The sequence below is a fragment of the Mordavella massiliensis genome, assembly GCF_016902415.1.
GTDB lineage: Bacteria > Bacillota > Clostridia > Lachnospirales > Lachnospiraceae > Merdimonas > Merdimonas faecigallinarum.
In genome coordinates, this window is record NZ_JACJLV010000032.1 from 1 (window position 1) to 26,750 (window position 26,750).

Genomic DNA, 26,750 nt, shown 5'->3' on the forward strand with positions numbered 1-26,750 from the left:
TTTATAGATTATAAGAAATTTGAATTTCACATTTCTATCCGGGCAGGATAAAATCTTTTATGGATCGAAAATAAGGAAGAGAACTGTTCCGGGCCGAACCATCGGAAGCAGGAGGTGTGGAAAGTGACGGCAGAGGATCAGAAGATCGAAGAACTGATATTTATGATGCGAAGAGTCGGGCTGGACCTGTCGCTTCGGCTGGAGCAAGAGTTAAGGCACGGGGACTTAAGCGGCGTGCAGGTTTATCTGATGGTATACCTGTTGCGGCACCACCGGGACGGCACCTATCTTACGGAAATCTGTAAAGAAGTAGGCGTGTCCAAATCCACGTTGTCCGCGCTCTTAAAAAAGCTTCGAAAATCAGGATACATCCGGTTTGAAGAAAATCCGGAGGATATCCGCAGAAAAAAAGTACTCCCGACAGAGAAACTGATGCAGGAAGGGGCGGTCTTTGTAGAACAGGCCCGCCAGATGGAAGCGCAGATCTGCGGCGTACTGGACGCAGAGGAGAAACAGGAGTTCTGGCGGCTGGGTCGAAAGATCCTGACCCGCTTTTCCGAAATGGACTGTATCAGGACCAATAAAATGACAGAACAGGAGGTTAGCGTACTGTGAGAAAAGTATTGCAGCAATTGGGGAAATACAAGAAGGATACCTTTCTTTGTATCGGACTTACATCCCTGGAAGTTATTTTCGAAATATTGATGCCCTTTGTAACGGCCATCATCATTGACCAGGGCCTGGAGCCGGGCGACCTTGGCGTGGTCTACCGGTACGGGGCGCTGATGGTAGTGATGGCATTCTTAAGTCTTACGTTTGGCGCATTTGCAGGAAAAAATGCGGCCAGCGCATCGTCCGGACTGGCGGCCAATCTAAGAGAGGCGATCTACGCCAATATCCAGACATTTTCCTTTTCCAACATTGACAAATTCAGCGTGCCGGGACTGGTGACCCGTATGACCACTGACATCACCAACGTGCAGAATGCATTTATGATGGTGATCCGCGTGGCAGTCCGGGCGCCTCTGAACCTGATCTTCAGCTTTACCATGTGCCTGGTGATCAACCGGCATTTAAGCATGATGTTCCTGATCGCGGTTGCATTTCTTCTGGTAGTCATCGGCTCCATTATGGTGGTGACCCTGAAGATCTTCCGCCAGGTATTCCAGAAGTACGACGACCTGAACGCCAGCGTGCAGGAAAATGTAACGGCCATCCGTGTGGTAAAGGCGTTTGTCCGGGAAGATTATGAAAATATAAAGTTTTCCAAAGCTTCGAAAATGCTCTACGATCTTTCTGTAAAGGCGGAAGGCCTGCTGGCATTTAACAACCCGGCCATGATGATCGCCGTATATTTCTGCATCATTTCCGTGTCCTGGTTCGGCGCCCAGTTTATTGTGGGCGGATCGCTGACCACCGGCGACCTGACCAGCCTGTTCAGCTACATCATGGCGCTTCTGATGAGCCTGATGATGCTGTCCATGGTTGTGGTCATGATCAGTATGTCCATGGCCAGCATCCGACGGATCGGCGAAGTGCTGGAGGAAAAGGCGGATCTGACAGATCCGGAAGATCCGGTCATGGAAGTGGCAGACGGGCGGATTGATTTGGATCATGTGAACTTTTCCTATAAACATGGCAGCGGCAAGAACGCCCTGTCTGATATTGACATCCATATCAAAAGCGGCGAGACTGTCGGGGTTATCGGAGGCACCGGCAGCGGTAAGAGCAGCCTGGTCAATCTGATCTGCCGCCTCTATGACGTGGATGAAGGTTCTGTGCGCGTGGGCGGCGTGGATGTGCGGAAATATGACACTGAGGTGCTGCGAAACCAGGTATCTGTGGTGCTCCAGAAAAACACCCTGTTTTCCGGAAGTATTCTGGAGAACCTGCGCTGGGGCAATCCGGACGCTACAGAAGAGGAATGTATCGAGGCCTGCCAGGCGGCCTGCGCTGATGAGTTTATTGATCGGATGCCGGGCGGCTACCGCACCCGGATCGAGCGGGGCGGCTCCAACGTGTCCGGAGGCCAGAAGCAGAGGCTGTGTATTGCCCGCGCCCTGCTAAAGAAACCGAAGGTGCTGATCCTGGATGATTCTACCAGCGCGGTGGATACGGCCACAGACGCCAGCATCCGGGCGGCATTTGCAAAGAAGATCCCGGGAACCACTAAGATTATCATTGCTCAGCGGGTTTCCAGCGTTCAGTCCGCAGACCGGATCCTGGTGCTGGACGACGGCCGGGTGGATGCTTTTGATACCCATGAAAATCTGCTGAAGAACAACGCTATTTATCAGGAAATCTACAATTCACAGCTGGAAGGCAGCGGCGACTTCGATCAGCCGGCATAAGAAAGGGAAGGAGGAGAACCGATTTATGGATCAGAAAAAAAGAACTTACAGCGCGGCAAAATTAGTCGGGCGCGTCATACAATACATGCTTCGTTATTACAAATATCTGTTTCTGCTGGTGGTACTCTGCATCCTGATCACGGCGGTCTGTACCGTGGTGGGAGCGACCTTCCCCCAGACTCTGGTGGATGATTATATCACGCCGATGCTAAAGACCGGATCCCGGGATTTTACCGGACTGGCTGCGGACTTAAGACAGCTGGCCTGTATCATGGGGCTTGGCGTGATCACTGCATTTACCTACAACCGCATTATGGTCAATGTAAGCCAGGGAACCATGCGCCGGTTAAGGGACGACCTGTTCCGGCGGATGGAGGCTCTGCCCATCAAATACTTTGACACCCATGCCCACGGCGATATCATGTCGGTCTACACCAATGACGTGGATACTCTGCGGCAGCTGTTGAGCCAGAGCATTCCCCAGATCATCAACTCGCTGATCTCCATGGCGGCGACTCTGGTCACCATGATCATCCTGAACCCGGCGCTGACCGTGATCTCTATTCTGACGGCTGTGGTCATGCTGATGGTAACCACCAATTTCTCCAAATTATCGGGGAAATATTATGTGCGCCAGCAGATCGACCTGGGCGCAGTGGACGGATTTATTGAGGAAATGCTGGACGGCCAGAAGGTGGTCAAGGTCTTCTGCCACGAGCAGGCGGCCATGGAAGATTTCCATAAGGTCAATGAAAAGCTTAGAGACAGCGCCAACAAGGCCAACCGGTACGCCAACCTGCTGATGCCCATCAACGCCAACATCGGCTGGATCAGCTACGCCCTGGTGGCCATTGTGGGCGCCATCCTGGGGATCAACGGACTGGCCGGCGTGACCATCGGTACTGTGGTAACCTTCGTGGGACTGAACAAGAGCTTTACCAACCCCATCACCCAGGTCAGCCAGCAGATCAACTTCGTGGTCAATGCGGCGGCCGGAGCTCAGCGTGTCTTTGACCTGATGGATCAGGAGCCGGAAGAGGACGAGGGCTATGTGGAACTGGTCTATGCAAAAGAAGACGAGAACGGAACACTGACCGAGTCCCCGGTACGTACCAATCTGTGGGCCTGGAAGCATCCTCACAAAGCAGAAGGCACCGTTACCTACCGGAAGCTGGAAGGCGGCGTGGTCTTTGACGACGTAGACTTTGGCTACACGGACGAAAAAATCGTCCTTCACAACATTTCCCTGTGGGCCAAACCCGGACAGAAGATCGCCTTCGTAGGCGCCACCGGCGCAGGAAAGACCACGATCACCAACCTGATCAACCGGTTTTACGATATCGCCGACGGCAAGATCCGCTACGACGACATCAACATCAACAAGATCAAAAAGCCGGATCTCCGGCGGTCCCTTGGCATCGTTCTGCAGGACACTCACCTGTTCACCGGAACCGTTATGGAAAACATCCGCTACGGCAAGCTGGACGCCACCGACGAGGACTGCATCAATGCGGCAAAACTTGCCAATGCCGACGGCTTTATCCGGAGGCTGCCGGACGGGTACGACACCATGCTCACCGGCGACGGCGCCAACCTAAGCCAGGGCCAGCGGCAGCTCCTTGCAATCGCCCGGGCGGCCGTGGCTGACCCGCCGGCGCTGATCCTGGACGAAGCCACCTCCTCCATCGACACCCGCACCGAGAAGCTGGTGCAGGCCGGCATGGACGCCCTGATGAAAGGCAGGACCACCTTCGTCATCGCCCACCGGCTCTCCACCGTCAAAAACTCCGACTGCATCATGGTCATGGAGCAGGGGCGGATCATCGAGCGTGGAACCCACGATCAGCTGATTGAGCAGAAAGGGAAGTATTATCAATTGTATACCGGGAACTTCGCATAGCAATTTGGGACGTAGACCTTTTGCAAAGGTCTACGTCCCAAATTGCATTTTGCCCTGTCCCAAATCGCATTTTACCCTGTACCCGATTTCATGATATAATGGGATTCATATAGTAGTGGATCCTGTGGATCTGGCGAGGAGGGGAAGGATATGCTGGTAAAGATCGGAATTATTGAGGATGATGAAGCCCTGCGGGAGGGGCTTTCTATGGCGTTCGGGCTGGAGGGGTATGACACGGTGTCGGCCGGGACTTTCCGGGAAGGGGAAATGTTGCTGAAGAGCGGAGGTATGGATGCGGTCGTTCTGGACTGCAATCTGCCAGGCGGAAGCGGATTTGACCTGGTGAAAAAGCTGCGGGAAACATCGGATCTTCCGGTGTTGATGCTGACAGCCCGTACTTCGGAGCTGGATGAAGTGAAGGGACTGGAACTGGGTGTGGATGACTTTATGAGCAAGCCTTTTTCTCTTGCTGTGCTCCAGGCAAGAGTGCGGAAGATGTTGAAGAAGCGGGAAGAGTCTGCGGTCCTGGTTTCCGGGGATATTACAGTGGACTTAAGCAGGGGCGTGGCCTGCAAGGCCGGAGCAAAACTGGAGCTTAGCGGTACGGAACTTCGCCTTCTTGCTTATTTTCTTGAGCATCCGGGCCGGCTCCTTACGAAAAGGCAGCTGCTGGAGCGGATCTGGGATGAGGAAGGAAACTATGTGGATGAAAATACACTGGCAGTAACGATCCGTCGTCTTCGCGTAAAGGTGGAGACAGATCCGGGACATCCGGAGCGGATCCGGACGGTTCACGGCCAGGGGTACCGGTGGCAGGAGATGGACAGATGAGTGAAATGGAAATGATGATCGTGGTGATGATATTCCTGCTGGCAGTGCTTCTTGGTATTTTCTTTTTTCGAAGACGGTATTTCCGGCTGTACCAGGCAGTGCAGCGGTTTCAGAAGCAGATACTGGAAGGAGAGGAGATTCTGCCCGGAGCCGACACTGAAAAGGCAGAAGATGTGATCCGGGACGGATTTCTCCGGATTCAGAAAAAATATAACCGGGAAACTGAAAGGATTCAAAAGGACCAGGCGGCTGTGCAGGGACTGATTTCGGATCTTTCCCATCAGTTAAAGACTCCGCTTGCCAACATCCGGCTGTATCAGGAACTTCTTTCCAACCGGGGACTTCCATCCGGGCAGCAGGAGAAGCTGGAGGAACGTCTGGGGGAGCAGACGGAGAAGCTGGAATGGCTTTTGAATGCACTTTTTCAAATGGTGGACCTGGAGCGGGGGCAGGAAAATTTAAAGGCAAAGCCAGAAGAGATCCGGACGGCGGTCGAAGGGGCTTTGGCTGCGGTGGAGCCGCGGGCCAGGGCAAAGCACATCCGGATCGAAACAGAACCTTCCCCTGAGTTTTTGCTCGTGCATGATCCAAAGTGGACGGAAGAGGTCTTCTTTAATATCCTGGAAAATGCGGTGAAATACAGTCCGGACGGTTCGACGGTTCATATTTCTTATGAGGCATTTGAAACATACGGCGCCGTGCATATTCAGGATGCAGCGCCCGTTATCCCTGCGGAAGAATATCCCAGGATCTTCCGGAAATTCTACAGGGGCGGGAACGCCGGGGAGCAGGAAGGCTGGGGGATAGGTCTTTATCTGGCGCGGCTGATCCTGGAACAGGAGCAGGGGTATGTGAAAGTAGAAGCGGGAGTAGAGAAAGGAAACATTTTCTCGGTATTTCTCCCCTTGTGCAGAGAGAAGGAAATGTAACATCGCAATTGGGGACGGGGGATTTTTGAAAATCCCCCGTCCCCAATTGATGTTCTGTGGATCGGGTGGAAAAGATCCGGTTTCTGACAGAATTGTAAGAACTTTTCAGGGGAACTGTCAGGGGTCTGTCAGAAAAATATGATACAATTTTTATAAAAGAGCGGAACATAGAGAAAGGGGCGCGGGATATGGAGGCAATCCGTGTACAGGGAGTATGGAAAACGTATGGAAATGGTCCGGAAAAAGAAAGCATTTTGCGAGATGTAAGCTTCGCTTTGGAGGAAGGGAGTTTTACTGCCCTCACCGGCATTTCCGGTTCCGGAAAGACGACTCTCCTTCATTTACTTGCGGGTCTGCAGGATCCGGAGGCAGGGGAAATATTCCTGCTGGGCAGAAATATGCGGGAAATGATAAAAAAAGAGCGCATCCTGTTCCGTCGAAGGCACGTCAGTCTGGTGCTTCAGGAAGCCGCGCTTCTTCCGAATCTGACGGTAGAGGAGAATCTGGCGCTTCCGGTGGTCATGGATACGGGGCGGCTGGTGGAAGAGGAAAAGCTGGAAAGGATCTTAAAGGATCTGGCTCTTGCAGAGGCGAGGAACCGGTACCCGGCGCAGCTTTCCGGCGGAGAGCGGCAGCGGGCCGTGTTTGGCCGGGCGCTCTTTTCGGAGGCGGAGATCCTCCTGGCGGACGAGCCCTGCGCCAGGCTGGACCGCAGGCAGTCCCTGGAAACAGTGGGGATGCTGAAACGGTGCGCCGGGCTTTGGGGCCGTACGGTGCTGATGGCAACCCATGACCTGGATCTGGCGCAGATCTGCGACCGGATCCTGACACTGGAAGATGGACAGATCCGCGAGGGATAGAACAATAAACTTATCAATAGAGGCAGGTGAAACATATGGCAGTTTTCTGGAAGCTGATCCGAAAAGAAATCCGGCAGAAGCCGGCAAGATTTCTCATTCTGGCGCTGGGGATGACGGCGGCGGTGTTTCTCATCACGGTGATGACCATCTTCTCCACCTCCTGCCTGCAGGCTATGATCCGGCAGGAGATCGAGGAAAATGGCCCTTATGAGGCGGTGCTTCACAACCTGACCGAAGAGCAGGTGCAAAGGCTGGAGGAAAACGGGCGGATCCGTAAGGTGTGGAGGCTTGCAGAATGTCCCCGGGATTTTGGAAACGCAGGCGAAGGAAAAGAAGGAGAGGACGGGCAGAGACGGGTGTGCTGCGGGGTGACTTATTGCCACCGGACCCACGGGATTTTTAAAGAAGTAAATGAGCTGGGGGCGGAGATCGACATGGACCCGCTTCCGGAAGAAAAGCGGGAGACCGTGTTCTCCCGGAGAAATCTTACGGTCGTTTCCAGTTATGACATTACCTTCAACAATAAGTTGTTGGGATATTATGGGCTTAATGCCTCCGAGGTAAAGGGGGGATCGGCCTGGTCCATTGGGATGATCGATTTTGTGATCACCATTTTCGCAGCGGTGATTCTCTATTATGTAGTGCTCTCCGGGATGGAGGAGAAACTTAAAACGGCAGGACTTCTGGACGGGATCGGGATCTCGGACGGGCAGAAGCGTCTTTATATCTACGGGGAAAATCTGCTGGCCGGAGTTCTGGCGGTTCCTCTTGGAATGGGCCTTGGCCTGCTGGCGCTTTTTCTCTCTTGCCGGGAGTTAAATGAGCGGTTCCTGCCGGCCTATGACCTGGAACTTGCCGTCAGCCCGCTGTGGCTGGGGGCGGTCCTGACAGGAAGCGTGGCGGTGATCCTTTGCTCTGCCTCCGGCCTCTACGCCAGGGCGAGGAAAGAGCGGATCCTGGATCTTGTCAGCGGTTATGACCGGGAGGAGGAAGTGAACCGGACAATGGTGCTGTTGCGGGCGAAACGGCATTTCTTCAAGGCAGAGACTCTGCTGGCGGCGAAGAATGTAATCCTGAATCACAGAAATTACGGGGTGTCCTGCGCTTTGCTGGTAATCTCTCTGTGCGTGTTCCTGAACGGGATGATGTACATCCGGGGGCTGGCGGCTCCTTATGAGAAGGGGCAGGATTATCCGAAGATTTCCCTGTGGGTGAAGGCAGAGGCGGGAAGATCCGGCCCGGAAAGCGGGAAAGCAAGGGACGAGGAAGCAAAGAACGAGGAAGCAAAGAACACAGAAGCAGAGGAAGCGGCTTCCCGGGAAGCTGCACTGGAAGAACTGGCGGGAAGGATCGAGGATCTGGAGGGAGTCGCCCAGGCGTCTGTGGTGAAAGAGGCCAATACGTTTCATGCCACAGAAGGGATGTCTCTTTCGCAGATAGAAGCGTACCTGGATGATTTGCAGATTAAAAGATACCTGGATTTTTACGATTCGGATCAGTACGACAGGCAGGAAGCAGAGCTCCTGGCGCAGATGGATTTGTATTATGTAGTCCGTGTGCTGGGGGTGGATGACGATACCTTTCAGAAATATCTGAATTATGGACAGGAAAAGGGATGTATCCGGGAATCTGAGAAATTACCGGAGGATTCTGCGGTTTTGGTCCGGGAAACGGCATATGAAGAAGAAAGTTTTCCACTGATATTTGGGGAAGAGATTTGTGAGATTCCGCTGGCATTTACAATGGTTCCCGGTGAGCATGAAGAAATGCTGCGTCCAGAGTATCTTAAGACGGCGGCAGAGTCTGCGGACGGACTGGATATTCCATACATGGCCGGAGACAGCATCCTTTATGTGCCTATGGAGACTTTTGAACAGCTGCTGGGGGAAGAACCGGAGAAAACCATTTGCCTGGAAATCTCCCTTGACCGGGATGTGGCGAAGACAGGGGAGATCCGGCGGGCGGATCTAAATGAAGTAATATATCCCGGAAATGCCCCGAAGCGGGCAGGAGAGGAAGGTAAGATCCGGGAGGAGATCGAGACACTGGCACAGGACCTGGGGCTTGGCGGGCTGGAAGTTGTAAGCTTTGCGGAGGAATACCAGCAGTCCTTCTTCGTGGGCGGCAAAGGGCTTCATCTCATGCTGGTGGCGGCCCTGGTGAGCGCCTGCTGGCTGGCAGCGCTTCTGGTGGTGCTGCAAAAAGACGCGGCTTCCCTTCGGAGGAGGCGCAGGGAATTTGCTCTCTTACAGACCATTGGCATGACCAGGGGAAGAATCTTGAAAATGCTGATCCTGGAGCATTTCTTATATGCTCTGGCAGGGCTTGGCTTTGGGATCCCGGTCAGCCTGTTTATCCTGACCGGCTTATATAACGACGGAGGAGCGCCACAGATGACGTCTCCAGGGGATGTGCCCTGGGACCTGGTGGCAGGCCAGGCGCTGATGACAGCGTGCGTGGTACTCCTGCCTCTCATTTTCCTGCTGCGGGAGATGAAGAACCTGGATCTGGTGGAGACCATACGGAGGGAGGAATAGACGATGAAGGAAGCGGGGAAGAACAAAACGACAAAGACGGGGAAGGCCAGTCTGGAACGGGAAGGACTGAGGGCAGAAAAGATCTGCAAGACCTATGGGACGCAGGAAAATCCGGTTTATGCGTTGAAGGAGACCAGCTTTCAAATCCCGGGAGGTCAGTTTGCGGCCATTCTGGGTCCTTCCGGGTGCGGAAAATCCACCCTGCTCCATGTGCTGGGCGGTATAGAAGAGCCGGACGGAGGGAGCGTGTGGATCAAAGGGAAAGATCTGTACCAGATGGAGCGAAGCAAACGGGCGGTCTTTCGCAGGCGCAGCATCGGGATGGTGTACCAGTCCATTTTCCTTCTTCCTGCGTTGAATATTGAGGAAAATATCATCCTGCCCCTTCTTCTGGATGGGCGCAGGGCAAGAGAAAAACAGCTGCTCGGATTATTGCGGGAGACCGGGCTGGAAGCAAAACGGGAAGCCCTTCCCAGCCAGCTTTCCGGTGGACAGCAGCAGCGGGCCGCCATTGCCAGAGCGCTTGTCATGTCCCCTTCGATCCTGCTGGCCGACGAGCCCACCGGGAACCTGGATAAGGCCAGCCGGAACGGGGTGATGGAACTCTTCCGGCGGCTGAATGACATTTACCAGGTGACCATCCTGATGGTGACACACGATGAAGAACTTGCAAGGCAGTGCGACCGGATCTTGTATATGGAAGACGGACAGATCATCCGGGACCGGTTTTGAAATTTCCTCTGGAACTGTGGGGAAAAAGCAAGTATAATGTGTTTGAAGATAAGATCCGCGTCTAAGGCAGAAGCGGATCTGAAATGATACAAACACAGGAGGGTACCATGGACTACGCAAAAGAATCATTGAAAATGCATTATGAGTTAAAGGGCAAGATTGAAGTAACCAGTCGGGCGAAAGTGGATTCCAAGGAGGCATTAAGCCTTGCCTATACACCGGGAGTCGCACAGCCCTGTCTGGAGATCCAGAAGGATATCAACAAAAGCTATGATCTGACCAGACGCTGGAATACGGTGGCTGTGATCACGGACGGAACAGCGGTTCTTGGACTTGGCGACATCGGGCCGGAGGCCGGTATGCCGGTAATGGAAGGTAAATGCGTACTGTTTAAAGAGTTCGGCGGTGTGGACGCGATTCCTCTTTGCGTCAGATCCAAGGATGTAGACGAGATCGTAAAAGCAGTCAGCCTGTTTGCAGGAAGTTTTGGCGGCATCAACCTGGAAGACATTGCGGCGCCCAGATGTTTTGAAATCGAGAAACGACTGAAAGAATGCTGCGACATTCCCATTTTCCATGACGACCAGCACGGCACCGCGGTCATTACCCTGGCGGGCGTGATCAACGCGCTGAAGCTGGTGGGCAAAAAGATCGAGGATGTTAAGATCGTAACATCAGGAGCAGGAGCGGCCGGCATCGCGATTATCAGGCTTTTGATGTCCATGGGACTGAAAAATGTGATCATGACAGATAGAAAAGGCGCCATCTATGAAGGAAGAGAGGGATTAAACCCCATCAAAGAAGAGATGGCAAAGATTACCAATTTCAATCACGAAAAAGGCAGCCTTGCAGACGTGATCAAAGGCGCAGACGTGTTCATCGGCGTGTCCGCGCCCGGTACGCTGACCCAGGAAATGGTGCGGACCATGGCGGACAAACCGGTTATCTTCGCGTGCGCCAACCCCACGCCGGAAATCTTCCCGGATGAGGCCAAGGCAGCCGGCGCAGCCGTAGTATCCACCGGACGCTCCGACTTCCCCAATCAGGTCAACAACGTCTTGTGCTTCCCGGGTATCTTCCGCGGCGCTCTGGACGTGCGGGCTTCCGACATCAACGATGAAATGAAGATCGCCGCGGCTTACGCCATCGCAGGCCTGGTCAGCGACGAAGAATTAAATGCAGACTATATCCTGCCGGCGGCATTCGATCCCCGCGTAAAAGACGCAGTTGCCAAAGCAACCGCGGAGGCAGCCGTAAAAAGCGGCGTAGCCAGGATCTAGAACTACCGTTCGGGTACAGGGTGATTTCCAAAAAGGTACAGGGTGAAATGCAATTTGGGACGTAGACCTTTGCAAAAGGTCTACGTCCCAAAATGAGCAGAGGGAGGTTTTTATATGAAACAATATCAGGAATATATACTGGAACATTTGAAGGAATTGCTGGCGATTGACAGTCCTTCCGGATTCACAGGCCGGGCGGCGGATTATCTGATGCGGTTATATCAGGACATGGGATATGAGCCGGTGCTGACGAGAAAGGGCGGCGTGATCGTGGATCTTGGCGGCGAGGAATGTGACAATGCATTTCTTATGGCGTCCCATATTGATACGCTGGGCGCTGTTATTGCGGAGATCAAAGAGAATGGCAGGCTTCGGATTTCTCCGGTGGGCGGATACGGCGCCAGTGCCATTGAGACAGAAAACTGCCGGGTCTATACCCGCGGCGGCAAGGTTTATGAGGGGACCTGCCAGCTGGTCAATGCGTCCCTGCATGTAAATACTTCATACAAGGAGACACTTCGGGATTTCCAGAACATCGAGATTGTCCTGGATGAGGATGTGCATGCGAAAGAGGATGTAAAAGCGCTGGGGATTGAAAATGGAGATTTTATCTGTTTTGATACGGCGACCCGGGTAACGGAAAGCGGGTATATCAAGAGTCGTTTTCTGGATGATAAGTTAAGCGCCGCAGTTCTGATCGGATATGCGAAATATCTGAAGGATACGGGGAAGATGCCAAAACGTAAGATTTATCAATATTTTACGGTGTTTGAGGAAATTGGACACGGCGCCAGCGCTTCGATCCCGGAGGGCGTTACGGATGTGTTGTCTGTGGACATGGGATGTGTAGGGGATGGCATTGCCTGCACGGAAAAAGAAGTGTCCATCTGTGCAAAAGACAGTGGAGGCCCGTACAATTACGACTTTACTACCGAATTGATCCAGACTGCAAAAGAAGCGGGCATTGCTTATGCGGTAGATGTGTATCCGTCTTACGGATCAGATGTGGAAGCTGCGCTGAAAAGCGGATTTGATGTGCGGCATGGCCTGATCGGCCCGGGTGTATATGCGTCGCACGGATATGAAAGAGGACATGTGGACGGAATGATGAATGCATTTGGATTGCTGGTGGCCTACCTGGACAAGTAGAGTACAGGGCAAAATTTACAAAAAATATGAGATGATACAGTACCGCAACATCATCCAGGGGGGTGATTTTGCGGTGCTTTTTTTGAAAAAAGACTCTTTTTGCTTGACCTTCCAGTAGCTGGAAGGTGTTAGATAAAGGCAGGAAAGGAAAAGGAGAGTATCTATGACAATCAAAGAAGTAGAAGAAAAGGTTGGAATCAAGAAGACGAATATCCGATTTTATGAAGAAGCCGGACTTCTGAAGCCAGAGCGGAGTAAAGAAAATAATTACCGGATATACTCCCAGGCGGATGTGGACATTCTGGAGAAAATCAAATTTTTACGTAGCCTTGGAATCCCTGTTGAAGACATTCGCCGTCTGGAACAAGAAAAGATTTCTTTTAAAGAGTTGATGGATCAACATGTTCAAAAACTACAGAAAGAAAAAGAAGAAAAAGAAAAGTCAATAGATATTTGTCAGGAACTCTCCCGATCAGACCAGACTTTCTTTAACTTGAATCCCGCAGTTGTCTGTGCGGAGGATATCTGGCAAGTAAAAGGAGGAGATGTTATGAGAACTGACCGGATCAGACAGATCAGCAAATTACAGGAAAAAGATAAAAAAATCGTAGACTTCATCGAGACGATAAGCGCAGTATTTTTAGGATTGTCCATTGTCCTGATGGGCTCGGGATATCGGTGGCCGGTTTGGGTCACAATAGGTGCGGCGGCCGTGATGATTGGCGCTCATGTGGTTCGTTGCCGGATCCGCAGTAAGATTCACGGACTGCAAAAATAAACAAAAAGGTACAGGGTAAAATCCATTTAGGTACAGGGTGTTTTCCAAAAAGGTACATGGCAAAATGCAATTGGGGACGTAGACCTTTGCAAAAGGTCTACGTCCCCAATTAGCAAGTTATCCCACAATTCTCCATTTCTTCTCTACTGCGTTCAGAAGTTCATGGCCGTCCTCGGTTACCAGTACCAGGTCCTCGATGCGGACGCCGTATTTTCCTTCCAGGTAGATGCCAGGCTCGATGGAGAAGATCATGCCGGGCTCAGCCACATTTTTGTTGATCGGGCTTACGTCGCCGTATTCGTGATCTTCCTGTCCGATGAAGTGGCCCAGACGGATCTTCCAGTATTCGCTGTAGCCTTTTTCATCGATGTAATCTCTTGCCTGCGCGTCGATATCGCAGAAGCGGACGCCCGGTTTGATCACGGACTCTGCGCGAAGTACCGCTTCGCGTACGATGTCGTGGATCTCGGTCTGCTCCGGATCTGCAGACTTGCAGTAGAAGGTACGTGTCATATCGGAGCAGTAGCCCTGCCATACGCATCCCATGTCGATCAGGACGCATTCGCCGGCCTTTAAGGTGCGGGTGTCGCTGGGCATATGGTGCTGGTCAGCGGCGTTGGGTCCGAAGCATACGATGGTGTCAAAGCTTGTGCCGCTTGCGCCTGCCTTCAGGTACTCATTGTCGATAAAGTCGGCAACCTGCTTTTCGGTCATGCCTTCTTTGATGTAGTCGGCAACTTTCTCCATTACCATATCATTGATCTCGGATGCCTTCTTCATGATGGCGATCTCTTCGTCGTTCTTTACTGCGCGCACGCCGTCTACACAGTCAGATCCCCATACGGTTTTCAGCTGCGGAAGCTTCTCCTGCAGCGGGATCAGGAAACGTGCCGGCCATGTTTTGTCGATGCCAAGCGGTACGGACGGATCGATCTGGTCTGCGATAATGGAAATCTGGTCTTCCATATCAGAGAACCATACTTCTTCAAATCCCGTATCCTTAACAAAGTACAGGTAGTTTAAGAGCATTGTGTGCTTTCCGCTGGTCCTAAGGATCAGAGCATACAGTCTCTCTCCCGGATTTACCATGATCCCGGTCAGGAAGCGGATGCTTAACGGATCGGAAACGATCAGCTGGGTAATCCCTTTCTCCTCCATTTTTTTCAGTACGCGTGAAATTCTGTCATTCATTGTTGAAATGCTCCTTTCTCATTATTGTAGCGTCTGGGAGTATTATAGCACAATTGCGGGTTGGCTCCAAGATGCCAATATGATAAAATATGTGAATATGAGGACACAGAACAGATGTCTGTTTCTGTAGTAAAAGGAAAGGAGATTCTGACAGTTTATGATTGAAGATAAAGATTATATTATGCGGCTCACCCATGAAATCGTGCGGACGCTGATCCGGCTGTTGTTCCAGAAGGATATCGACAGAGATGAGGAGGCAGCTATTTCCGCTGAAATGGCGGTCCGTTACCGGGAACTGCTGTCCATGATCCGGGACGGGCAGATCAATGAGGCAGAAAATCTCCTGCTGGATGAGATGGAGCCGGACAACCCGGCCTGGTTTGAAATGGCTCTTTTGTTTTATGAAAAGCTGGGCGCCCAGCCGGAGGAATTCCTGGAGGCCCATGCGTATACCCAGGACGAGGTGGTGGACGGCCTCCGCTATGTGGTGGACACTTGCGGATATGGCGATCTCTGGGATACGATCAGCAGATAAGGCAGGAATTCCATTTCTTCAGATAAATTCTACAGGATGACTTCCATGCCTACTTTCTGGGGCTTCAGTCCGCATTTTTCATAAAATCTCATGGCGCTTTCATTGCAGCTCCAGACATTCAGAGTTACATTGTAGCAGCCCTCTTTTCTGGCAAAATCCAGCACTGCCTGATAGAGGGTCTTGCCGATGTGCATGCCCCGTTTTTCTTCGTCCACGCACAGATCGTCGATGTAAAGCGTCCTGATATCGGTCAGGATGTTGTCGTTCACATGCTGCTGGAAGATGCAGAAAGCATAGCCAAGCAGGCAGTCATTTTCATCCACAGCAGCAAAGATCGGGCGCTGCTGATCCTTAAGGATCGCCGTCAGCTGTTCGTCGGTATACTTGCGCTGCCCGTACTTAAAAAGATCCGGGCGGCCTTTGTGGTGGACCAGGGCCACCTGGGAGAGCAGTTCGTGGATCCTCGGGATGTCTGTTTCTTTTGCCATACGTACGCTTATCATGATAAAAACTCCTTTTTTCTCTAATATTGATTGATTACAGTAATCGGAAAGGTTGTTCCCGCCGCCGGTTTCACCGTGATCTTCTGAAATGTGGCTGCAGAAGATGGTAGGTGACGTTTGCCTCCGGGTCAGTGACCGGAAGGATGACTCTGTCTTTTAAAATGTCATCCAGATCTGTTGCCAGATTTGTGGTAAAGCAGGGAAGAGAAGAATTCTTGATCAGTTCCTTGAATTCAAAATCATCTGTCTGTACCAGAAACCGGGAGGAAGGCATTTTCTTTCGGCACATTTCGTTCCAGAAGCCAATTTCCGAGCGCAGAAGACAGTTGAAACCGTTGAGCATTGCAAAGGTCACGGAACCGGCACGGGCCAGGGCGTGACCTTTTGTCAGGCAGACGGAAAGTTCCTCGCGGATGAGAGGGGTGCAGTTGATATCTGGAAGTGTTTCCGGGAAGGGGATGATCCCAAACTCGCACGTTCCGGACTGGACATGAGTCAGGATCTCCGGGATAGGAGTCAGTTTTGAGGAAATGATCCGGTCCGGAAACTGCGCTGCCAGCTTTGGAAGAAATGTCCAAAGGGGAGCCGGCGCGCAGGATTCCACAGCGATCGTATGAAGCCTGCGGTCAAAGGATTGTACTTCCTGAAGAACATGATCGGCATCCGCCAGAAGTGTCCGTGCGAGCGCCACTGCTTTTTCGCCGGTCTGGTTCAGGGCGATCCGGTTCTTCCCGCGCACAAACAGGGAAACGCCAAACGCATCTTCCAGATGTTGCATAGTCCGTGTGATGGATGGCTGGGAAATATGCAGATGTTCTGCGGCTTTTGAAAGTGTTCCCAGGTCCGCAAATGTCACCAGTTGTTCTAATTCTTCCAGGTTCAGCAAAGAAAGTTCCTCCCTTCTTAAAGATCTCACTATTCACTGGGTGAAATCTGCATTCGGATATTCTTATTGTACATTTCTCCGCCGGCTTTGTAAACTATTCCATAGAAAAGGTTAAAAGTTTTGTCAAAAAGGAGGATGAGCTATATGGAATATGTAACACTTAACAATGGAGTAAAGATGCCCAAACTGGGATACGGTGTTTATCAGACGCCGCCGGAGGAGACAAAGCGCTGTGTTACGGAAGCGCTGGAAGTGGGATACCGCAGCATTGATACCGCGCAGGCTTATTATAATGAAGAAGGAGTGGGAGAAGCGGTTATCGGATCCGGCATCCCGCGGGAGGAAATTTTTCTTACTACCAAAATCTGGATCACCAACGCAGGGTATGAAAAGGCGAAAGCATCCATCGAAGAATCGCTTCGGAAGCTGCAGACCGATTATGTGGATCTCCTTCTGATCCATCAGCCCTTTGGCGACTATTACGGAAGCTGGCGGGCGATGGAAGAGGCATACCGTCAGGGAAAAGCAAGAGCCATTGGCGTTTCCAATTTCTATCCGGACCGGTATCTGGATCTGGAGCATTTTGCCGAGGTGAAGCCGATGGTCAACCAGGTGGAGACCCATGTGTTCCAGCAGCAGAAAATGGCCAGAGAATATATGGAAAAACACGGGACACAGATCATGTCCTGGGGACCCTTTGCAGAAGGAAGAAATGAGTATTTTACCAATCCGGTATTAAAAGAGATCGGAGAACATCACGGTAAATCCGTAGCACAGACTGCGCTTCGGTTTTTACTGCAGGAAAACGTGGTTGTAATCCCCAAATCGGTTCACAGAGATCGTATGGAAGAAAACTATGATGTGTTTGATTTTACACTGACACCGGAAGAAATGGACCGGATCCGGGCGCTGGACGGCGGGAAGAGCCTGTTCTTTTCCCATCATGATCCGGAGACAGTCGAATGGTTTATGAGTCTTTTATAAAACCGGACATAGGCTAAAACTAGAAAATCCGACAGAGTGCGGTGCACGGGAATTTCTTTCCCGTGTGCCGTGTTTTATTTACATTCCCGTGACATTGTGTCATAATAAATACATCAATGCGCATACAAGGTGGGAGGTGTGTCGTATGAACGTAACCGAAGCGATCCGTAAAAGAAGAAGTGTCCGCAAATACCAGGAAGGGGCAAACATTCCGCAGGAGGATCTGGACCAGATCCTGGAGGCAGCCATGATGGCGCCCAGCGCCCGCAACACCAGGCCCTGGGAATTTGTGGTGGTGGAAAACCGGGAGGTTTTAAATAAATTTCCGGATATCCAGCCTTATACCCGGATGATGCATACGGCGTCGCTGGCGATCGTGGTCTGCGGCCGGCCGGACCTGCAGCAGGACGGCAACATATTCTGGCCCCAGGACTGCGGCGCTGCCATTGAAAATATGCTGCTCCAGGCGCTGGAGCTGGGATACGGCACCTGCTGGTGCGGGCTCTATCCGGCAGAGGAGCGGGTCAGGGGCTTTCAGGAGCTTCTGGATGTGGAGAGCATCCCCATGGCGGCGGTAGCCGTAGGCGTTCCTGCGGAAGAACCGCAGGCAAGAGGATTCTATGATAAGAGCAGAGTGAAATATATCCGCTGATATTCGGAAAGAACGGAAGTCATAAAAAGGAGAGACAAGAAATGAGCACAAAGAAGTTAGGATTTGGCCTGATGCGCCTGCCTCTTACCAATCCGGACGAGGCGTCCAGCATCGACGTGGAACAGGTAAAGGATATGGTAGACGCCTTTATTGAGAACGGATTTACTTATTTTGATACAGCCTGGATGTACTGTGGATTTCAGAGCGAGTGCGCGGCCAAAGAAGCGCTGGTGGACCGTTACCCCAGAGACAGCTATACCCTGGCGGATAAGCTGCACGCAGGATATATCAAGACCAGAGAGGACAGGGATAAGATTTTTAATGAACAGCTGAGAAAGACTGGAGTGGAATATTTTGATTATTATCTCCTCCACGATATCGGCGTGGATCATTACAAGATCTATCAGGAACTGGATTGTTTTACCTGGCTGAAGGAGAAAAAGGAGCAGGGTCTGGTGCGCCACATCGGATTCTCCTTCCATGACAGCGCGAAGATGCTGGATCAGGTGCTGACTGAGCATCCGGAAGTGGAGTTCGTGCAGCTTCAGCTGAACTATCTGGACTGGGACAGCGAGGGCGTGCAGTCCCGGAAATGTTATGAGACTGCGGTGAAGCATGGCAAACCGGTGATCGTGATGGAGCCGGTGAAGGGCGGCACCCTGGCAAAAGTGCCGGAGAGGGCGGAACGGATGTTCAAAGAGTATCATCCGGACATGTCGGTGCCTTCCTGGGCGATCCGTTTTGCGGCCAGTAACGAGCATGTGATGATGGTGTTAAGCGGTATGAGCAACATGGAGCAGCTTCAGGATAACATGAGCTATATGGCGGATTTTCAGCCGCTGAATGAAGAAGAACAGGAGATTATCAGGAAAGCGGTGGAGATCATCAACAGCGGCATCGAGATCCCATGTACCGGATGCTCCTATTGTACCGAAGGATGTCCGCAGAATATTGCGATCCCCAAATATTTTTCCTTATACAATGCGGACCTGCAGGAATGTGAGGAAAAGGGGTGGAAGCCCCAGGGCGAATATTATGACCGTCTGACGAAAACATTTGGAAAGGCCAGCGACTGTGTAGAATGCGGCCAGTGCGAGTCTGTCTGTCCCCAGCATCTGCCGGTGATCCGGCATTTAAAAGAGGTGGCGGCAAGATTTGAGAAAGAGGAATAAATGATCCGTTAGAGATCATGAAAATAAAGGAGGAATGAGAGATGGCAAGGTATACGTATGATCTGGTGCTGAACAAACCGGAGGACTTCGTGCAGTTTGTGGTGAACGATTTTTTGCAGAAAAATCGGTTCGAAACGGCAGACTATAACGGCGAAGCAGTTTACCGGGCAGGAGACCCCATGGTGGAGGGCTACAAGTATTTGAAATGGTCCTACATAGGAGGTGTCTTCCATGTGGAGGCGTGGCTGAAAGGACTGAGCGGCGAGATGGATCTGGACGGATTCGTGGGAACGCTCCAGAAGAAGCCGTACAAAGAAAGTCTGGAGCAGCTTTATGCGGCTCTCCAGCAGCCGATCCAGGCAGCCCCCGGGCAGGGCGCCCAGGCAGGTCCGGGTATGCAGCAGGGCGCACAGGCAGGTCCGGGTCCACAGCCGGTGCCGGTTTACACGGTTGACAATACCAAGGCCGCAACCATGGCAATGGTGTTTGGAATCTTAAGTATCATCGCCGGACTGCTGATCCCGATCGCAGGACTGATCCTTGGAATTCTTGGAGTAACCAGGGCGAGGATGGGAGCTGGTTCTTCTATGGCAGGCCGGGCAAAGATTGGAAAGGTCTGCTCCATTGTCGGAATTGTAGTTGCAATTCTTATGTGGGCATTGAATTTCTTTGTGATGTTTGCATAGACGGTGGCAGCAGGCATTGGAACGAAGAAGGAAACAGAATGATTGAAATCCGGCGCTATGCCGCCATTGAGGAACTGGACGAGTCCGTATTGAACCGGCTTATCAGCAAAATCCTGATTGGCGAGGTCAAAAAGGTGGACGGCCAGAAGGTACAGGAAGTCAGGATCGTTTATAACTTTGTCGGGGAAATCCCGGAGATTGCAGCATAAGAACGGCAAAGCTCTCCCCTTCATGCAGGGGAGGGCTATTTTTGTAAATACACCATACTTAAAAATCTTGGCGAGAACGGAAAAAGTAACACACAATTCCGAAAACTGTAGAAAAATATCAGATTAGATATATAGATGTAACAACATGAACACATGGCGATTCCGCAGACTTCAATAGAAACTAAATTGACGAAGTTAGGAATATTGCTGATTTTCGATTAGCAGATTATAATATCATAAATACCTGTACCGTCCAGTTTGCGCCTAAAAGAACGGCGGATAAATAAAAAAATTTGCAGGGAGGAAAAAAGCAATGGCCATGCGGCTTGATCACCAATTGCGAGAGCAAATATTCCATAAACACACAACATTTCCAATCACATATTTTCAAGATGAACTGGCTGAGCTACCACAGTTCACTGGCCCTTTACATTGGCACCCAGACTTCGAATTGGCTTCAGCGGAATTTTCCATTTTAGAATATCAGGTTGGACAGCAGCGCATCCTATTGGAGCCAGGAGACAGTATATTTATCAACAGAAATGTGTTGCATGGTGTTAAGCAGTTGGATGGAAGCCAAACGGAACCAATGCCTAATATCGTCTTTTCTGGCAGCGCAATCGCACCGGAAAACAGCATCATTTTTCAAAAATATATCAAGCCAATCGCACTGTGTGATCAGATGCCCTTTGTAGTGTTTAGACATAACGATCTCAATCAGGACGAGGTAAACAACTGGCTAAAAGACATTTATTCCCGATTGCGTAGACAAGAAAACTGTTTTGAGATGGCGGTTCAGCGTAATCTAAGTAAAATATTTGAATATTTATTTCGCAATTTTGAGTGCTTACCAAAGACAGAGGTTCCACGCATACAAATCACCGCACAAATACGAATCCAGAAGATGCTTTCATACATTTATGATAATTACTCCAATGCAATAACACTGGAGGACATTGCAAATGCGGCTAATATCAGTCGTAGTGAGGCGGGGCGGTGCTTCAAAACTTATATGGAGTGCTCTCCTGTTGATGCTTTAATCCAGTATCGTCTGCAAATCGCCCATGAGTTACTTGGCGATAAATCCTTGACGCTGGAGAAAATAAGCTGCGCCTGTGGATTTCATTCTGTTCGCTATTTCAATCGTCAGTTCAAAAAGAAATATGGCCACACTCCTCATGAACTGCGAAAGTTGGGTAAATAGTACCTGCTTACAGTGATAATAAGGCTTTAAATTCCTGTTTTTTGGTGATATAATACCCGAAAACTACGGAAGAGAGGTCTGTTAGAGATAACATGGCAGAAAAAAAGAACTATAAAAAGACATTGATAACTTGTTACATCGGCTTCATCACACAGGCAATTGTGGCGAATTTTACGCCGTTGTTGTTTTTACGATTCCATAACGAATATAATATCCCTCTTGGGGAAATCGCTTTAATTTCTACCGTATTTTACGTTACACAAATAGTTGTAGATACACTTTGTGCGACAATTGTGGATCGCATAGGATATCGAAAAAGTGTTGTGATTTCTCAATTTCTGGCGGGAGTGGGACTGGTTGGTTTGGCAACCTTACCAAACCTGCTGTCAAATCCATTTGCCGGAATATTGATTAGCGTGATCGTTTATGCAATGGGCAGCGGAATGATAGAAGTGTTGGTAAGCCCTATCGTTGAGGCTTGTCCATTTGAGCATAAAGACAGCGTGATGAGTTTACTCCATTCCTTCTATTGCTGGGGCGCGGTTGGGGTCATTTCCCTTTCAACGCTTTTCTTTGCCATTTTTGGAATAGAATATTGGTGGATTCTGGCCTGTCTATGGGCGCTACTTCCGTTGTTCAACATCTATAATTTTATGACCTGCCCCATTGAACGCTTGACACAGGAAGGACAAGGATTGTCTGCAAAAAAACTGCTCAGCATCCCACTCTTTTGGGTTTTCCTCTTGCTGATGATTGGAGCAGGTGCCAGCGAGGCCTCTATGGCACAATGGGCATCGGCTTATGCGGAATCCGCATTAGGATTTTCTAAAACCATCGGGGATATCGTTGGGCCATGTATGTTTGCCGTGTCAATGGGACTCAGCCGTACCATTTACGGAAAGTACGGACACAAAATGAATTTGGTAAATTTTATGATGGGGTCAGGCATTCTGTGCCTGGTTTGCTATTTGCTTGCCGCCGTTTCTGCCAATCCTGTTTTGGGACTAATTGGCTGTATTGTCTGCGGATTTTCTGTTGGAATTATGTGGCCCGGCTCTATCAGTATTGCATCAAGTAAAATTCCGCTTGGTGGAACCGGGCTATTTGCATTTCTTGCTATGGCGGGTGATTTGGGCGCGTCAATTGGCCCTGCCGCCATAGGTGTTATTACACAAAACGCAGGCGACAACATGAAAGCCGGAATGCTTGCGGCATGCGTTTTCCCAGTTATCTTAATTGTTTCGCTCTGCTTACTAAAGTATATACGCCTGAAAAAATAAAGAGAGATTAAATCGCAGCTTTCCGTTGCGCTTCAGCACTTTAATTGAGCTTCGTTCTTGGTAAGGCTTTTAATTCTCTATTCAACTCCCTTTTCAAATGGAAAGGGAGTATTTTTTTGCCATTTTTGAATTCATCACTTGACATTGTGGCAAAGACCGGGTAAATGTAGATGTGGTCATGCCGGACAAGAATATCAAGATCATCAGCAACAGCGATGTGACCGGAGTCATCAACATGACCAGAGATTACTCCTACTCCTGGGTAGATGTGGGTATCGAATATGGCGAGTCTCTGGAACGTGTGGAAAGCATCCTGCAGGACGAGTTCCCGAAAATGCGGGAGCAGATCCCTGGAATCCTGGACGGGCCGTTCTACAAAGGCGTGGTTTCGCTTGGGGATAACAGCGTCAACATTCGTGTCATGGTTCTGTGTGCAGAAAGTGACAGAGCCCGCATGGAATGTGATCTGAACCGTGCTATGAAGCTGATCTTTGATAAGTATCATATCAGCATTCCGTTCCCGCAGATCGTGATCAACCAGCCGACGGAATTTAAGGAGGCAACCGCCTGGGAGAAGCGCAAAGCCGAGGAATTTGCGAAGGCGCAGAGAGAGCTGACCCAGGACTATGTGGAAGAAGATGAGGAAAACCACTAAAAGACGGGCGCTTATGCAAACAAAATCTGAACAAAACTTATATTGACAAATCACCGGGGCCGTACCAAAATGGATGCAGGTATGGCCCCGTGTTTATTATATGTCCCGGCGGGGAATATGCCTTGACAGGATGCGGGAGAATAAGATATTACGAATCATAGAGGGAGAAGATAGACGATGCATCGAAGAAGAAAGAGTATCCGTTTTGACACGATGAAGATACTCGTAGTTGGATTTTTAGGTGTGATATTTCTGGGAGGCTTTTTGCTGTGGCTGCCCATCTGCAACCAGCAGCCCATCGCATTTCTGGACGCGCTGTTTACGTCCGTGACGGCTGTGTGCGTAACCGGGCTGATCACCATCACTCCGGCCACCCAGTTTACACTGCTTGGAAAGATCATATTGCTGTTGCTGATCCAGATCGGAGGTCTGGGGGTGATCGGCTGCGCCACGGCTTTCTTTTTGCTGCTGCGCAAAAAGATCACAGTCAAGGAGCGGGTGGTGCTCCAGGAGACCTACAATGCAGACCGGCTGGGCGGCATGGTAGGAATGGTGCGGAAAGTGATCCTGGGAACCTTTGTGGTGGAAGGGGCAGGCGCTGTATTTTATGCCTGTCAGTTTGTGCCGGAGTTCGGAGTGATCCGGGGAATCTGGTATGGGATCTTCCATTCGGTTTCCGCGTTTTGTAACGCAGGAATTGATATCCTGGGATCCGGCAGCCTGACAAAATATGTCTCAAATCCGTTGATCAATCTTACCACCATGTTACTGATCATTCTGGGAGGTCTGGGATTTACGGTGTGGTTTGATGTGATCGGGAACGGGCGGAAGATCTGGAAGCATGAGGTCCCAAGGAAATGGTGGTTTACCAGGCTTACCCTGCAGTCCAAGCTGGTGCTTGTGACGACGGCTTCTCTGATCCTTCTGGGCGCGGCGCTGGTGCTGATCCTGGAATTTCATAATCCGGACACCATTGGCGGCATGTCTCTGGGAGATAAGGTGATGGCTTCCTTTTTCCAGTCTGTGACCAACAGGACGGCAGGATATGCCACCATATCCCAGTCAGGACTCCATTCGGAGACCAAGCTTGTGAACAGTATCCTGATGGTGATCGGTGGCTCTCCGGGAGGAACGGCTGGCGGTATCAAGACGACTACATTTGTGATGTTGTTCCTGGCCTGCATGACTTTTGTAAAGGGTGGAAATGACATTGAATGCATGGGAAGAAAGATCACCACGGAAAATTTCCGGAGCGGCTTTGCCGTGATGCTGCTGGCATTTACCGCGTATATTGCAGGGATCCTGCTGATCCTGATCTTTGAACCAGATCAGGTGCCGACCATTGACGTGATCTATGAGGCGTCCTCTGCCATCGGAACGGTGGGACTGACGGCGGATCTGACGCCGGATCTTACCAGGGCCAGCCAGATCGTGCTGATGATCATGATGTATATCGGACGACTCGGCCCCATGACTCTGGTGCTGGTATTTGCCGGAAAGGCCAATCCAAGAGATAAGATCCGTGAACTGCCCCATGAGCGTATCATGGTAGGATAAAGAATGTGTGGAGGAAAGAAAAGATGAAGAAACAATATGCAGTATTTGGACTGGGAAGTTTTGGAGAAAGTGTGGCAGTGACGCTGCAAAGCCTGGGCTGCGAGGTGGTGGCTGTGGACAATCATATGGAGCGGATCGAAGAGATCGCCAATAAAGTGTCTTATGCCATGAAAGCCAATGTAGGGGATCCGGAGGTGATCCGTTCCGTCGGCGCCCGCAACCTGGACGGTGTGGTAGTGGCTACGGCAGACGACATGGAGGCCAGCGTTATGGCTACGCTGGTGTCCAAGGAACTGGGCGTGCCGTATGTGCTGGCAAAGGCAAAGACAGAGCTGCACGCAAAGGTGCTTCAGAAGATCGGCGCGGACGCGGTGATCTTTCCGGAGATGGAGATGGGGGCAAGAGTGGCGAAAAACCTGGTGGCCGCTAATTTTACAGACTGGATCACCCTGTCCGATGATTACAGTATTATTGAGACTATGATCCCGAAGAGCTGGGTCGGCAGATCCCTGCAGGATCTGGACGTTCGTAAGAATTACGGGGTAAATGTAGTGGGAACCAAGCTTGGCGAGGACGTGGAGGTGAATCCGGATCCGGCAAAACCGCTGGAATCCGGCACAGTCATGATCCTGGTAGGGCATAACGAAGATCTGGAAAGGATTAAATAAATGATCACAAGCACGGCAAATGCGAAGATAAAAAGGATCATACAGATGCAGAAGAAGAGAAAAGCCCGGGACGAAGAAGGGCTTTTCCAGGTGGAGGGGATCCGGATGTTCCGGGAGATCCCGCCCCGGGATCTTCAGGAAATCTATGTATCCCGGTCCTTCTGGGAGAAGGAGGAGAGCCTGGTGCGGGAAATGGCTGACCGGGCCTGCATCCGGCCGGAACTGGTATCGGACAGTGTGTTTGAACATCTGTCTGCCACCAGAACGCCCCAGGGCATCCTGTGCCTGGTCCGGCAAAAGCACTACCGGCCGGAGGATCTGACAGGGGAAGGCACGCCTTTTGTGATGGTGCTGGACCGCCTGCAGGATCCGGGCAATGTGGGGACCATCCTGCGGACCGCGGAAGGGGCAGGGGTTACCGGTGTTATGCTGGACGCGGAATGCGCGGACATTTACAATCCCAAGACCATCCGTTCTACCATGGGTTCCATTTTCCGCATGCCATTTTGTTATGTGGAAGATCTGGAAGAAGGGATCCGGAAATTGAAGGAGCGGGGCGTCTGTGTGTACGCGGCACATCTGGAGGGAAAGCAAAGCTATGACGAGGCGGATTACCGCGGCCCCTGTGCGTTTCTGATCGGCAATGAAGGCAACGGCCTGCGGCCGCAGATTGCCCGGATGGCGGATGCGTACATCCGGATCCCCATGGCAGGACAGGTGGAGTCTTTGAATGCCGCCATTGCAGCGACGGTGCTGATGTTTGAGACCGGACGCCAGAGAAGGCAGGGCGAAAAGGCCGTCTGCAGCCGCCCGGTTTAATGTTTGCTTTCTGACAGAAAGTATAGTAAGATAAGGGGAAAGTAATACTATAAATGCGTAAGGAGAGGGGTGCCTATGCAGACAAGTTATTGGTTGATTTTGTTTGTGATACTGCTGATCATTGAGATCCTGACCATGGGTCTTACCACCATCTGGTTTGCCGGCGGCGCGCTGGCTGCATTTCTGGCAGGGATGCTGGGCTTTGGACTGCCGGTGCAGATCGGTATCTTTCTGGTGGTATCCATCCTGCTCTTTGTACTGACCCGCCCGATTGCTCTAAAGTATTTTAACCAGAAGCGGCAGGCGACCAACGCGGAAAGCCTGGTCGGACAGTCCGGAGTGGTAGTGGAGGATATTGATACCCTTCACGCGACGGGAATGGTAGAGGTCAGAGGCCAGGAC

The 26,750-nt window shown here is 51.1% G+C and carries 27 protein-coding genes; 24 read left to right on the top strand and 3 right to left on the bottom strand.

Annotated elements, in window-relative coordinates; all coding sequences use genetic code 11:
• Positions 1–123: 123 nt before the first annotated feature.
• The 11 genes from H6A13_RS09555 (at position 124) to H6A13_RS09605 (ending at position 13,347) form a co-directional block, all read left to right on the top strand.
• On the top strand, positions 124–615 hold the full coding sequence (locus H6A13_RS09555; protein ID WP_204909365.1) for a MarR family transcriptional regulator: 492 nt from the start codon (positions 124–126) through the stop codon (positions 613–615).
• Positions 612–2,351: an ABC transporter transmembrane domain-containing protein gene (locus H6A13_RS09560; protein ID WP_204909366.1), complete on the top strand. Its 1,740-nt coding sequence runs from the start codon at positions 612–614 to the stop codon at positions 2,349–2,351. The genes H6A13_RS09555 and H6A13_RS09560 overlap by 4 nt, the downstream gene beginning before the upstream one ends.
• A 25-nt stretch (positions 2,352–2,376) precedes the next feature.
• The gene (locus tag H6A13_RS09565; protein WP_204909367.1) at positions 2,377–4,251 is read left to right on the top strand and encodes an ABC transporter ATP-binding protein; all 1,875 of its coding nucleotides are present in this window, start codon (positions 2,377–2,379) and stop codon (positions 4,249–4,251) included.
• A gap of 150 nt (positions 4,252–4,401) precedes the next feature.
• Positions 4,402–5,082 carry a response regulator transcription factor gene (locus tag H6A13_RS09570; RefSeq protein ID WP_204909368.1) on the top strand — a complete coding sequence of 227 codons (681 nt, stop codon included), beginning with the start codon at positions 4,402–4,404 and terminating at the stop codon, positions 5,080–5,082.
• Positions 5,079–6,011 carry a sensor histidine kinase gene (locus H6A13_RS09575; protein WP_204909369.1) on the top strand — a complete coding sequence of 311 codons (933 nt, stop codon included), beginning with the start codon at positions 5,079–5,081 and terminating at the stop codon, positions 6,009–6,011. Before H6A13_RS09570 ends, H6A13_RS09575 begins: the two co-directional genes overlap by 4 nt.
• 188 nt (positions 6,012–6,199) lie before the next feature.
• Positions 6,200–6,871, top strand: coding sequence for an ABC transporter ATP-binding protein (locus H6A13_RS09580; RefSeq protein ID WP_204909370.1), 672 nt, complete (start codon positions 6,200–6,202; stop codon positions 6,869–6,871).
• Between the two features lie 35 nt (positions 6,872–6,906).
• Entirely contained in the window at positions 6,907–9,408 is a 2,502-nt protein-coding gene (locus H6A13_RS09585) for an ABC transporter permease (protein WP_204909371.1), read from the top strand.
• 3 nt (positions 9,409–9,411) lie between these two features.
• The gene (locus H6A13_RS09590) at positions 9,412–10,140 is read left to right on the top strand and encodes an ABC transporter ATP-binding protein (protein ID WP_204909372.1); all 729 of its coding nucleotides are present in this window, start codon (positions 9,412–9,414) and stop codon (positions 10,138–10,140) included.
• Between the two features lie 107 nt (positions 10,141–10,247).
• Positions 10,248–11,420: an NAD(P)-dependent malic enzyme gene (locus tag H6A13_RS09595; RefSeq protein WP_204909373.1), complete on the top strand. Its 1,173-nt coding sequence runs from the start codon at positions 10,248–10,250 to the stop codon at positions 11,418–11,420.
• 114 nt (positions 11,421–11,534) lie between these two features.
• Positions 11,535–12,569: a M42 family metallopeptidase gene (locus H6A13_RS09600; RefSeq protein WP_204909374.1), complete on the top strand. Its 1,035-nt coding sequence runs from the start codon at positions 11,535–11,537 to the stop codon at positions 12,567–12,569.
• Positions 12,570–12,732: 163 nt separating this feature from the next.
• Complete coding sequence (locus tag H6A13_RS09605) at positions 12,733–13,347, top strand: MerR family transcriptional regulator (RefSeq protein WP_204909375.1); 615 nt, start codon at positions 12,733–12,735, stop codon at positions 13,345–13,347.
• Between the two features lie 117 nt (positions 13,348–13,464).
• Here the strand turns inward: H6A13_RS09605 and H6A13_RS09610 are convergent, their stop codons facing one another.
• Positions 13,465–14,538, bottom strand: a complete 1,074-nt coding sequence (locus H6A13_RS09610; protein WP_204909376.1) for a M24 family metallopeptidase — start codon at positions 14,536–14,538, stop codon at positions 13,465–13,467.
• A 157-nt stretch (positions 14,539–14,695) separates the two neighbouring features.
• Between H6A13_RS09610 and H6A13_RS09615 the strand changes: the two genes are divergently transcribed.
• Positions 14,696–15,073, top strand: a complete 378-nt coding sequence (locus tag H6A13_RS09615; protein WP_204909377.1) for a DUF6483 family protein — start codon at positions 14,696–14,698, stop codon at positions 15,071–15,073.
• Positions 15,074–15,102: 29 nt separating this feature from the next.
• Here the strand turns inward: H6A13_RS09615 and H6A13_RS09620 are convergent, their stop codons facing one another.
• On the bottom strand, positions 15,103–15,576 hold the full coding sequence (locus H6A13_RS09620) for a GNAT family N-acetyltransferase (RefSeq protein ID WP_207751880.1): 474 nt from the start codon (positions 15,574–15,576) through the stop codon (positions 15,103–15,105).
• 70 nt (positions 15,577–15,646) lie between these two features.
• Positions 15,647–16,462 carry a LysR family transcriptional regulator gene (locus H6A13_RS09625; RefSeq protein WP_204909378.1) on the bottom strand — a complete coding sequence of 272 codons (816 nt, stop codon included), beginning with the start codon at positions 16,460–16,462 and terminating at the stop codon, positions 15,647–15,649.
• 144 nt (positions 16,463–16,606) lie between these two features.
• Between H6A13_RS09625 and H6A13_RS09630 the strand changes: the two genes are divergently transcribed.
• The 12 genes from H6A13_RS09630 to H6A13_RS09685 all read left to right on the top strand — a co-directional run.
• Positions 16,607–17,446 carry an aldo/keto reductase gene (locus tag H6A13_RS09630; RefSeq protein WP_204909379.1) on the top strand — a complete coding sequence of 280 codons (840 nt, stop codon included), beginning with the start codon at positions 16,607–16,609 and terminating at the stop codon, positions 17,444–17,446.
• Positions 17,447–17,591: 145 nt separating this feature from the next.
• Positions 17,592–18,098, top strand: a complete 507-nt coding sequence (locus tag H6A13_RS09635; RefSeq protein ID WP_204909380.1) for a nitroreductase family protein — start codon at positions 17,592–17,594, stop codon at positions 18,096–18,098.
• Positions 18,099–18,139: 41 nt separating this feature from the next.
• Positions 18,140–19,270 (top strand): aldo/keto reductase, encoded by a 1,131-nt coding sequence (locus H6A13_RS09640; RefSeq protein ID WP_204909381.1) that lies wholly within the window; start codon positions 18,140–18,142, stop codon positions 19,268–19,270.
• Positions 19,271–19,311: 41 nt separating this feature from the next.
• Positions 19,312–19,956: a DUF4190 domain-containing protein gene (locus H6A13_RS09645; protein ID WP_204909382.1), complete on the top strand. Its 645-nt coding sequence runs from the start codon at positions 19,312–19,314 to the stop codon at positions 19,954–19,956.
• 38 nt (positions 19,957–19,994) lie between these two features.
• Positions 19,995–20,165, top strand: a complete 171-nt coding sequence (locus H6A13_RS09650) for a DUF4368 domain-containing protein (RefSeq protein ID WP_476703431.1) — start codon at positions 19,995–19,997, stop codon at positions 20,163–20,165.
• Between the two features lie 313 nt (positions 20,166–20,478).
• Positions 20,479–21,369, top strand: coding sequence for an AraC family transcriptional regulator (locus H6A13_RS09655; protein WP_204909383.1), 891 nt, complete (start codon positions 20,479–20,481; stop codon positions 21,367–21,369).
• Positions 21,370–21,461: 92 nt separating this feature from the next.
• Positions 21,462–22,649, top strand: coding sequence for an MFS transporter (locus tag H6A13_RS09660; protein ID WP_087330464.1), 1,188 nt, complete (start codon positions 21,462–21,464; stop codon positions 22,647–22,649).
• A gap of 178 nt (positions 22,650–22,827) precedes the next feature.
• Positions 22,828–23,304: a mechanosensitive ion channel family protein gene (locus tag H6A13_RS09665; protein ID WP_204909384.1), complete on the top strand. Its 477-nt coding sequence runs from the start codon at positions 22,828–22,830 to the stop codon at positions 23,302–23,304.
• Between the two features lie 177 nt (positions 23,305–23,481).
• Positions 23,482–24,861, top strand: coding sequence for a TrkH family potassium uptake protein (locus tag H6A13_RS09670; RefSeq protein ID WP_204909385.1), 1,380 nt, complete (start codon positions 23,482–23,484; stop codon positions 24,859–24,861).
• 23 nt (positions 24,862–24,884) lie between these two features.
• Positions 24,885–25,529: a potassium channel family protein gene (locus tag H6A13_RS09675; RefSeq protein WP_204909386.1), complete on the top strand. Its 645-nt coding sequence runs from the start codon at positions 24,885–24,887 to the stop codon at positions 25,527–25,529.
• Positions 25,530–26,348, top strand: a complete 819-nt coding sequence (locus H6A13_RS09680) for a TrmH family RNA methyltransferase (protein ID WP_204909387.1) — start codon at positions 25,530–25,532, stop codon at positions 26,346–26,348.
• A 75-nt stretch (positions 26,349–26,423) separates the two neighbouring features.
• Positions 26,424–26,750, top strand: a 327-nt coding sequence (locus H6A13_RS09685) for an NfeD family protein (protein WP_204909388.1), incomplete at its 3' end; no start/stop codon positions are given.